7 protein-coding genes are annotated in these 8,509 nt (G+C 61.9%); 3 read left to right on the top strand and 4 right to left on the bottom strand.

The genetic code is table 11. The features are described from left to right. The first annotated feature begins 412 nt into the window (after positions 1 to 412). From JQ558_RS23705 to JQ558_RS23700, 3 genes are all read left to right on the top strand, one after another. Positions 413 to 1,003, top strand: a complete 591-nt coding sequence (locus JQ558_RS23705; protein WP_249142597.1) for a transposase — start codon at positions 413 to 415, stop codon at positions 1,001 to 1,003. Then, positions 1,000 to 1,305, top strand: a complete 306-nt coding sequence (locus JQ558_RS37375) for a transposase (protein WP_312015021.1) — start codon at positions 1,000 to 1,002, stop codon at positions 1,303 to 1,305. Before JQ558_RS23705 ends, JQ558_RS37375 begins: the two co-directional genes overlap by 4 nt. A 549-nt stretch (positions 1,306 to 1,854) precedes the next feature. Further along, on the top strand, positions 1,855 to 2,010 hold the full coding sequence (locus tag JQ558_RS23700; protein WP_211997741.1) for a hypothetical protein: 156 nt from the start codon (positions 1,855 to 1,857) through the stop codon (positions 2,008 to 2,010). A gap of 63 nt (positions 2,011 to 2,073) precedes the next feature. On the opposite strand, the gene JQ558_RS23695 is transcribed toward JQ558_RS23700, so the two are convergent. The 4 genes from JQ558_RS23695 to JQ558_RS23680 form a co-directional block, all read right to left on the bottom strand. Next, positions 2,074 to 3,060 carry an ABC transporter substrate-binding protein gene (locus JQ558_RS23695; protein WP_212209194.1) on the bottom strand — a complete coding sequence of 329 codons (987 nt, stop codon included), beginning with the start codon at positions 3,058 to 3,060 and terminating at the stop codon, positions 2,074 to 2,076. An 892-nt stretch (positions 3,061 to 3,952) separates the two neighbouring features. Then, entirely contained in the window at positions 3,953 to 4,585 is a 633-nt protein-coding gene (locus tag JQ558_RS23690; RefSeq protein WP_212295361.1) for a flavin reductase family protein, read from the bottom strand. A 115-nt stretch (positions 4,586 to 4,700) separates the two neighbouring features. Beyond that, positions 4,701 to 5,306, bottom strand: coding sequence for a TetR/AcrR family transcriptional regulator (locus tag JQ558_RS23685; RefSeq protein ID WP_212273944.1), 606 nt, complete (start codon positions 5,304 to 5,306; stop codon positions 4,701 to 4,703). Positions 5,307 to 5,324: 18 nt separating this feature from the next. Further along, a complete protein-coding gene (locus JQ558_RS23680) occupies positions 5,325 to 8,477 on the bottom strand; it encodes an efflux RND transporter permease subunit (RefSeq protein ID WP_212209192.1) in 3,153 nt (1,050 codons plus the stop codon). Between the last annotated feature and the right edge of the window lie 32 nt (positions 8,478 to 8,509).

Below are 8,509 nucleotides of genomic sequence, written 5' to 3'. Positions count from 1 at the left end.
GCATTCCCTGCGCAATGGCTTTACGGCTTATGACGCGCTCTCCCCGGTGAGACGGCCTCTATTGCCACCGTCGCCCCTCGGAAGCGTTAGCTCCCTTAAGGCTTGACGCCGTTACGGGCGCCAGGACCACACGCTTTCGCCGTACGCTTCAGCCGCGACCGTCAATCGCAACTGTTACGTCCACCGCGACCCGCCCCTCGTCGTGACGATGGCCAACGCCCCTTGTGTCCAGAAAGTCTGGCAGAATGTGCGAACGGGCGGTTGCCGACCAACCGCCCGTTGCTGGAACTGAGCCCGTACGCCCCCAAGGTGACTGAGCCTGTCTCAGAGCGAGGGACAGTTCCGGTGTCTTCCTCAACCCGAACAGTTGCAAGGGCTTCGAGCCCGTACCGCGCAAGGAAGGGAATGGATGATGGCACAGAATGATCAGATTGTCGTCGGCATCGATGTGGCTAAAGACAAGGTGGATGCGTGCATTCGCACGCTATCGCAGCGGCACGCCTTTCCAAACACCGCACAAGGTCACCGCAAGATCATTGCCTGGCTTCACAAGCACAAGGTGAGCAAGGCAGTCATGGAGGCGAGCGGCGGCTATGAGCGGGACTGGGCCAGGGTGCTGCGCCGGGCCGGCATCGAGGTGCGGATTGTCGACCCCAAGCGGGTCCGCAGCTTCGCGCTGTCGGCCGGACGGCTAGCCAAGAACGATACGATCGCCTGGTTTGCCGAGACGTTTAGCGCGGCGCCGGGCCAGATCTACGATGCCGCGCATGAGGCGTTGGTGGCACTGGTGAAAGCCCGCAAACATCTGCTCGACCTGCAGACGCGGCTGAAAACGCAAAACGAACATGCTGCACCGGAGGCGATTGCCCATGCCCGCGTCTTGAAGAGCCTAGCCACCGAAATTACCAGGCTAGAGGCTGCAATCTCCGCCAAGGTCAAGGCCACGCCGGAGTTTGGGCATCGGCGACCCTCATTGCAGGCATGCCGGAACTCGGAACGGTGAGCAAGCAGATCGCCGCTGCGTTATTGGGTGCCGCCCCTTATGACGACGATAGCGGCAAACGGCGCGGCGAGCGCCACATCAAGGGCGGTCGCCGATGGGTCCGCAACGCCATCTACATGCCTTGTCTCGGCGCTGCCACGCAGAACAACCCGGTGCTCAAGGCCTTCTATCAGCGTCTCATTGCCAAGGGAAAAGAGCCAAAGGTTGCGCTCATCGCCTGCATGCGCAAGCTGATCATTATCCTCAACACCATGATCGCACGCCGGCAGAAATGGGATCCCAGCCGTCACGCACTGAACTGAGCGAGCGCACCTCACCGCGCTCGGTCCTCGACCGAGCGCATGCCAAGCCAACAAACCGCAGAGCGGACGGGGTCAAGGCCGTAAGCCGCCGAAGGCGGGGGCGCGCCCCGCGCCAGCCTTGAGGCCGGCCGATCGCCGGTTTACTTCAGCACAATTGCTCTGAGTGGGACGGGATGGCCAAGAATGAACCGGTGATTTGGGGTCGAAGGAAAGCGAAATATTTTCGGTTTCCAGAAATTTTGGGCTTGACATGATTTCTGCAAACCAGAATTGATTTGCCCGTCGGGTCAATTTGTCGCGGGAAAGCGCAGAACCACGCAGCAATGATGAGCGCGCACCGCACCACCGGTGAAGCAGCGACGAGCCCGGATCAATCATAAACCTAAGTATCATCGTCCCAAACGAATGTAAGGCACTGATGAACGTCTGTGCAATGGTCCGATCCGTCTCTCTGCGATTGGCTGTCGTTCGACGGCGCTATGCCGTTCGAAACTGAGCGCTGGGCGGAGTAACGACCACAAACCTGCAAGCAGGAAGGGAAGCACTGCCATGGACGTCATCATCGAGAAGATCAACGGCTTGTGGCACCTCATCGTCGGGTCGTGTCAGATCCGGACTCCGTTCCTGGAGACACAGCACCGCTCGCTGGTCGTTGCCTACGCCCGCCAGGTCTACCCGGGCGCCAAGATCCTCGAACGCGACTGAGCACTCACGCGGGTCAAGAACTCGTAGGGCTGATCGAGCGGAAGACGTAATCCACCCGACGGGCTATTCGATCACCTCGTCGGCACGTCCGATCAGCGCCAGTGGTATGTTCAAGCCTAGCACCTTTGCGGTTTTTAGATTGATTATCAATTCGGCCCTCGTGGTCTGCTGGACGGGCAGGTCAGCCGGCTTTTCGCCCTTAAGAATACGGCCGGCATAGAGACCGACCAAACGAAACCCCTCCGTCAGATTTCCACCGTAGCTCAAAACGCCGCCAGCTTCCGCGAAATCGCGATACTGATAGATCGCCGGCACCCGATGGCGCAACGCCAATGTAGCAAGTTGCTGCCTTCGTCCGGTGAAGAATGAATCAACGGCGATCACGAGCGCATTTGCCCGAAGTTGAGCCATTTTTTCAAAGACCGCATCGAACTCAGGTTCTGTGCCGGCACTTAGGATGTGCAATTGTAATCCAAGGATATCGGCCGCAGCTTGGACCTCTCTCGTGGTAGAGGCCATAAGGGCAGGATTGGTCGGGTTAATTAAGAGAGCCATGGCAGTCGCCGTAGGGATCAACTCGTGCATTAATTCCAACCGCTTCGGGGCAAGTTCGCCAGCTAACGAAGTCGTGCCGGTTACGTTGCCCCCCGGTTTGTTCAGGCTTGCAACTAGTCCAAGTGCAACCGGGTCGCCGGCTGTGAAGATGACGATTGGAATTGTTGATGTCGCCGCCTTTGCGGCCAATGCCCCGGGAGTTGTGGCTGGAGCGACAATCACGCTCACTTCACGATGGACCAGCTCGGCCGCCAAGGTAGGCAACCGGTTATTCTGACCCTCAGCCCAACGATATTCTACACGTACGTTCTGGCCCTCGGTGTAGCCGAGTTCGCCTAGGCCGCGGCGGAAACTGCGCAGAGCGCTCTCAGATACGGCGGGAGATTCGCTGCCCAGAAATCCAATCACCGGCAGGAATGGTTGCTGTGCCCATGCCATAAATGGGCACGCTGACGCCGCAGCACCGACAAAGGCTATAAATTTCCGCCGGTCCATGCTGCCTCCTTACCAAGAAAGCAGGCGCATCTTATCGCTGAATCCGGCCCATCGATAGAGGCTCGAGCGCCTACCGCAGCGCATATCCTGGTCGAAATCTTTACGCGTCAATCGCAGGCGGTGACGATCGTTCGACATCACGGTCATCGACGTTCGAGCCGCAAGCGGCGGATTACGCCGGAGCCTGTCATCGGGCCGCGCTTCGCGCGGACCCGTTGTGCTCAATCCACCCTGTACCTTTGCTGGCGTTCGGCGCTGGTCTAACAGTGTAGACTGGTCGCACGGGCCTATCTACCGGGAGCCGCCCAATCCGCCTGTGCCGAGAGCACCCACGTAGGATCTGCGCCCCGGTAGAGCGGCCGCGGTCCGTCACCGTAATTCCCGAAGGCGCCGCTGGACGGCCGGGTTTTGGCTATTAGTATAGGCGCGGGAAAACGAGGGGAAGCCAATGCTTTTCAAGCGATTTCGAAGGGCCGTTGAACCCAGTCCCAGCAAATGGAAGCGCATAGAGGAAACACCGATACCGTTGAGCCTCGGTCGGATTTGGCTCGTTGATATTGATGGCAATATCACCCGCGCGATGGCGTTTACCTGGCCGATCCTCAAACGCCGCGAGCCGCGCAAATATCGGTTCTGGATGTCTCGCGAGCCTCACGCGCGAGAACCTGCGGCTGAAGCTATTGCGGCACTCAGAGCGCTTAGAGCCAAATAGGCCGGAGCACGTGGCTAAAACGAGTGCCCGATAAGGGCGGGTCTGGCTTCGGGTGCGCCACGTCTTCGATCGTTACGACAAGGCAAGCGATGGCGCTAGAAGGCAGGGTCGGGACGGAGCTGTATTACTTGGGCGCAGGGCCTTCGCTCGTCCCGGCCCCGTGAGCGCCGGACGAGACGATCAATCCGGCCGCACCATCTCGAACATGTTTTCCGGCTTGATCTCGAAATAGTCGCCGCTGCGGCCGGCGCGCACGATCGGGCGGGCCAGCGCGGTCTGGTAGACGCCGTCCTTGATCATGGCCTTGTCGATGTGGACGGCGACGACTTCGCCGAGCGTCAGCCAGGCCTGCGCCTTGTCGCCATTGGCGCCCTGCAACTGGATGATCTGCGTCAGGCGGCATTCGAACGCGACCGGACTTTCGGCGACGCGGGGCACGTTGACGAGCTTGCCGGGTACCGCCGTGAGGCCGGCGATGTTGAACTCGCTGACGTCGCGGGCGACGTGGGCCGCGGTGGCGTTCATCTGCTGCGCCAGGTCCATGGTCGCGAGATTCCAGACGAACTCCTTGGTCTCCTGGATGTTGGCGGCGCTGTCCTTCCAGTTGGTGGAGGAGAAGCCGATGATCGGCGGCTTGTAGCAGAACGCGTTGAAGAAGCTGTAGGGCGCCAGATTGACGTTGCCCTCGGTATCGCGCGACGAAATCCACCCGATCGGGCGCGGCGCGATGATGGCGTTGAAGGGATCGTGCTTGAGGCCGTGGCCCTTGGCAGGCTCGTAAAAATGCAGGTCTTTGGGGCTCTTGGCGTCCATTTTCCGGTGTTTCCTTCAATCGCAGGGGCGGCAAAGCGTAGCGCGCCCACCAGCTTTATTGAAGTAACAATGGTGGGCATGGCGCATGCGCGCCCGAAGCAACCCGGGCTCGGAGCTATTGCGCCTTGCGCGGAGCCATGCTGGCGAGGATGAAATCGATCATCCGGTCGATGGTCGGCCCCGGCTTGTTGGCGCATTGGGCGATCATTTGCGGGTGGAAGAAGCGGATCATACCGGTGCAGCAGCACAACGCCGCTTGCTCCAGATCATCGACCTCGAATTCGCCGGTCGCCACGCCCTGCGCAATCACGCTGCCCATCGTCTGGGTGATCAACATGATATGGGCGTTGCAGACCTCCCAGTCCTCCTCCATCGCGATCGCGACCATCTCGTGCAACTTGGAATCGCCGACATAGCGTTCCGAATTCATGCGGTGGACGGTTTTCATCAGTTCGCGCAACCGGGGCGCGGCCGGACCGGGCCGGTCCGCGATCCGCTGCGCCTCGACCTCGACCTCGCCCATCAGGGCGCGGGCGACGCCTTCGTGGATCGCCTTCTTCGAATCGAAGAAGCGATAGACGTTGGCCGGGCTCATCCGCAGTTCTTTGGCGATGTCGGCCACCGTCGTCTTCTGGTAGCCGATCTGCCGGAACAGACGCTCCGCCACCACGAGAATCCGTTCCCGCGTGTCAGTTTCGATGTGTTCAGCAATCAGCGTCATGTCAGAACCAATGTTCAATTATTCCGCCGCGTCGGCAAGCGGAAATGCGAGTGGAGACGTGCTCAGCTCCTTGGCGGCATGTTGCGGCGCAAGATCGGGCTGCTTGGTTTGGCCGCTTTCTTCCAGGCTCTTGCGGAACCAGAGCGCGTAGAGGCCCGGCAGGTACAGCAAGGTCAGGAAGGTTGCAACGAACAAACCGCCCATGATGGTGATCGCCATCGGTCCCCAGAAGGCCGAACGCGACAGCGGAATCATGGCCAGGATGGCGGCCAGCGCCGTCAGGATCACGGGGCGAGCCCGCCGCACGGTGGCTTCGACGATGGCTTCCTTGCGCGTCATGCCATGGGAGACGTCGGTCTCGATCTGGTCGACCAGAATGACCGCGTTGCGCATGATCATGCCGGCCAGCGCGATCAGCCCGAGCAGCGCCACGAAGCCGAACGGCTGGCCCGCGATGTTGAGGCCGAGCGAGGCGCCGACGATGCCGAGCGGCGCCGTCAGGAACACCAGGATCAGGCGCGAGAAGCTCTGCAGCTGAATCATCAGCAGCGTCAGCATGACAAGCGCCATCAGCGGAAACAGCACGGCGATCGAGGCGTTGCCCTTGGCGGATTCCTCGAATGCGCCGCCCGGCTCGATCCGGTAGGCCGGCTCGAGGCTGTCGCGGATTTGGCTCAGCTTCGGCCAGATCTGATTGGTCACGTCGGGCGCCTGCACGCCGTCGGCGACGTCGGTGCGCACGGTGATCGCCATGTCGCGGTTACGCCGCCACAGGATCGGCTCCTCATGGGCGTATTCGATCTTTGCAATTTGCTGCAGCGGCACGGCTACCCCATTACGTGACGTCACGGTGAGGTCGCCGACATGGCCGAGATCGAGCCGCTCGGAGGGCACGGCGCGGGCGACCACGCCGACCTTCTCGATGCCGTCGCGGATGGTCGTGACCGGCGCACCAGAGATCAGCATGCTGAGCGCCTGCGAGACGTCCTGCGGGGTAAGACCCAGCGCACGGGCACGGTCCTGATCGACCACGAGCTTGAGGTAGGGCGACTGCTCGTTCCAGTCGAGCTGCGGCTCCAGCGCATTCGGATTCTGCCGCATCACGTCGCGCACCTGATAGGCGATGTCGCGGACCTTGTTGGGGTCGGGGCCGATCACGCGGAACTGGACCGGGAAGCCGACCGGCGGACCGAAATTGAAGCGGTCGATGCGCACGCGCGCCTCGGAGAGGTCGCCGCCGGCGACCGCCTTCTCCAGCCGCGCCTTGATGCGCTCGCGGGCGTCGACGTCCTTGGAGACGATCACGATTTCCGCGAAGGCCTCGTTCGGCAGCTGCGGGTTGAGGCCGAGCCAGAACCGCGGCGAACCCTGGCCGACATAGGAGGTGTAGGTCGCGATGTCCTTGTCGTCCTTGAGCAGCGCCTCGGCCTTCTTCACCGACTTCTCGGTGACGTTGAAGGCGGTGCCTTCGGGCAGGCGCAGCTGCAGGAACAGTTCGGGGCGCTCCGACAGCGGGAAGAACTGCTGCTGGACGTTGCCGAAGCCGACAATCGAGAGCGCGAACACGGCGACGGTTGCCACCACCACCTTGATACGATGGTCGACGCACCACTGCACCATGCTGCGCAGGATGCGATAGACGCGGGTCTCATAGACCGCATGCGGATCGTGGTTGTGGTGGACCTTGATGTTCGGCAGCAGCTTGACGCCGATATAGGGCGTGAAGATCACGGCGACGAACCAGGACGCCACCAGCGAAATCGCCACGATCCAGAAGATGCCGCCGGCATATTCGCCGACCGCGGAATTGGCAAAGCCGATGGGGAGGAAGCCAGCGGCCGTGACCAGCGTCCCCGTGAGCATCGGAAACGCAGTAGATTCCCAGGCAAAGGACGCCGCGCGGACGCGGTCCCAGCCCTGCTCCATCTTCACCACCATCATCTCGACCGCGATGATGGCGTCGTCGACGAGCAGGCCGAGCGCGATGATCAGCGCGCCCAATGTAATACGGTGCAGATCGATCGACATCGCGTTCATGACGATGAAGACGATCGCCAGCACCAGCGGCACCGACATCGCCACCACGATGCCGGTTCGCCAGCCAAGCGCCAGGAACGAGACGAACAGCACGATCGCCAGCGCCTCGACGAAGGAGTGCACGAACTCGCCGACGGCGCGCTCGACCACCTTGGGCTGGTCGGCGATCTGCTCGACATTGATGCCCTGCGGCACCGCCTTCATGAAGTCATTGGTCGCGTTCTCGACTTCCTTGCCGAGTTCGAGGATGTTGGCGCCCTTGGCGGTGACCACGCCGATACCGAGCGCGGGCTTGCCTTCCTGGCGCGCCTTGAAGGTCGGCGGATCGACGAAGCCGTGGGTGACGGTGGCGATATCGCCCAGGCGGAAAATCCGGCCGTTGCTCTCGACCGGCGTCTCGGCGACCGCCTTGGCGCCGTCGAGCGCGCCGGTGACGCGCAGCGGCACGCGCTGCGAGGAGGTTTCCACCGTGCCGGCCGGCGTGACGTTGTTCTGCTTGGCCAGCGAATCGAACAGCGCCTGCGGTGTGACGCCGATCGTCGCCAGCTTGGCGTGCGAGAACTCGACGAAGATGCGCTCGTCCTGGGCGCCGTAGAGATTGACCTTGGTGACGCCGGGCACCTTCAGCAGCCGCTGGCGCATGCCTTCGGCCGCCTTCTTCAGCTGCGCATAGTCGGCGCCGTCGCCGGTCATCATATAGAGGATGGAATCGACGTCGCTGAACTCGTCATTGACGTTGGGGCCGAGCAGGCCCGCCGGCAACTGGCCCTGCACGTCGGCGAGCTTCTTGCGTAGCAAATAGAACAGATACGGCACTTGCGCCGGCGGCGTCGAATCCTTGAACGTGACCTGCATCGCGGTGAACGCGGGCTTCGAATAGGTCTGCACCTTCTCGAAGTAAGGCAGCTCCTGCAGCTTCTTCTCGATGGGATCGGCGACCTGGGTCTGCATCTCCTGCGCCGTGGCGCCCGGCCAGATCGCGGAGACGTTGACCACCTTCACGGTGAAGAACGGATCCTCAGCGCGGCCAAGCCGCTCGTAGGAGAAGAAGCCGGCCACACCCAGCGCGATCATCAGGAACAGGATCAGCGTCGGATGGCTTACCGCCCAGCCCGACAGATTGAAGCGCTTCATCTCACTCTCCAACGTATTCCGTTGTTACCGAC

This window comes from Bradyrhizobium sp. AUGA SZCCT0160, assembly GCF_018130105.1.
Classification (GTDB): domain Bacteria; phylum Pseudomonadota; class Alphaproteobacteria; order Rhizobiales; family Xanthobacteraceae; genus Bradyrhizobium.
The sequence above is the reverse complement of the archived record's forward strand: the minus strand, read 5'-3'. Positions and strand labels throughout refer to the sequence as shown.

Bases quoted from the DNA above. Each gene is read 5' to 3' on its own strand.
- JQ558_RS23705 (WP_249142597.1), top strand. From the start codon at position 413: ATGGCACAGAATGATCAGATTGTCGTCGGCATCGATGTGGCTAAAGAC.
- JQ558_RS23700 (WP_211997741.1), top strand. From the start codon at position 1,855: ATGGACGTCATCATCGAGAAGATCAACGGCTTGTGGCACCTCATCGTC.
- JQ558_RS23695 (WP_212209194.1), bottom strand. From the start codon at position 3,060: ATGGACCGGCGGAAATTTATAGCCTTTGTCGGTGCTGCGGCGTCAGCG.
- JQ558_RS23690 (WP_212295361.1), bottom strand. From the start codon at position 4,585: ATGGACGCCAAGAGCCCCAAAGACCTGCATTTTTACGAGCCTGCCAAG.
- JQ558_RS23685 (WP_212273944.1), bottom strand. From the start codon at position 5,306: ATGACGCTGATTGCTGAACACATCGAAACTGACACGCGGGAACGGATT.
- JQ558_RS23680 (WP_212209192.1), bottom strand. From the start codon at position 8,477: ATGAAGCGCTTCAATCTGTCGGGCTGGGCGGTAAGCCATCCGACGCTG.